This is a genomic window from Mesorhizobium sp. M1338, from assembly GCF_040318045.1.
Lineage (GTDB): Bacteria > Pseudomonadota > Alphaproteobacteria > Rhizobiales > Rhizobiaceae > Mesorhizobium.
In genome coordinates this window covers 1-1,056 of record NZ_JAMYLL010000137.1, presented here as the reverse complement: position 1 = coordinate 1,056, position 1,056 = coordinate 1, and the positions used below count along the sequence as shown (strand labels likewise).

Annotated in this window: 2 protein-coding genes and 1 pseudogene; all 3 read right to left on the bottom strand. The window is 65.3% G+C overall.

The annotated features are described in order from the left end of the window. Window positions 1–407, bottom strand: a 407-nt coding sequence (locus NKH19_RS33325; protein ID WP_352983955.1) for an aldehyde dehydrogenase family protein, incomplete at its 3' end; no start/stop codon positions are given. Between the two features lie 149 nt (window positions 408–556). Continuing rightward, window positions 557–910, bottom strand: coding sequence for a cupin domain-containing protein (locus NKH19_RS33320; protein ID WP_352863599.1), 354 nt, complete (start codon window positions 908–910; stop codon window positions 557–559). A gap of 23 nt (window positions 911–933) precedes the next feature. Then, window positions 934–1,056 (bottom strand): annotated as a pseudogene (locus tag NKH19_RS33315) (glyoxylate/hydroxypyruvate reductase A); the annotation flags it as partial.

Below are 1,056 nucleotides of genomic sequence, written 5' to 3'. Positions count from 1 at the left end.
GGCACAAGCTCGCTGCCTTCCTTGTCGGCGAACTCGGCAAAGAAGCGTATCTGCTCGGCGGTTATGGCGATATCGCCGGCGACGAGCTGGCCTACGGGCCGCGTCGAGCACAGCGCCTCGATCCTGGCCAGCGTTTCGGCTTCCGCCTCGATCAGGTCAGCCCAAGCCTGGAGCGCCCTGGTGCGCTCGCGTGGCCGGACGCCGCCCCAGTTGCTGGTCTTCAGCGCCACCTTGGCGCTTTCCACCGCACGGTCGACGACGTCTACGCCAGCCACTGGGCAGGCCGTGTATGACTTGCCATCCGACGGGCGGCGCATTTCGATCCCACCCTCGGCCGGGATCAGTTCCCCGCCGATGAAGTGGCCGACGGGGAGGCGGATTGTATTGGGATCGAAGCTCAGGCTCATCGACAACCACTCTGCGGCATCGGCTGGAGCCTAGCGCGTGCTGGCACGCAGCATGCGCTGTTCGGCGATCCGCCGCCGCCGAATGTTGCGTGCCAGGCACGCGAGACGGCAAAATCTTCCGCGCATGCAGGCACCTCACGCGGGTTCCGTTATCCGACCGTCACGTAGATCTTGCGCACCGTTTGGATGGTCTTCCAGATACCGGTGAAGCCGGGCTTCATTACGAAGCTGTCGCCGGCGCGGTAGGTCATCGTCTCGCCGCCATCGGGCGTGATTTCGATCACGCCGGAGAGGATGTGGCAGAACTCGAACGTGTCGCCCTTGATCGAGCGCGTCTCCCCCGGCGTCGCCTCCCAGACGCCGGTACGGACAAGGTCGCCCTTGGCGGCGTCCTGTGCCCAGGTCTTGAAGGCGGGGTCGCCGGCAATTCGTCGTTCGGGCAGCGCCTTGGATTCGCGCGGGGTGAAGTCTGGGTTGGTATCGACGGTCTTGAGTAGGGACAAGGAATGGCCTTTCGGGTTGGATTTCAATAACCGCGCAATCGGTCGACGAGCCCGATGAGATCGAGGCCCGCGCGGTGGCGCCTGATGTTGTCGATAACGGCGGGCGCAGCGGTCGCCGGCTGGGTGACGCTGGCGACATGCGGGGT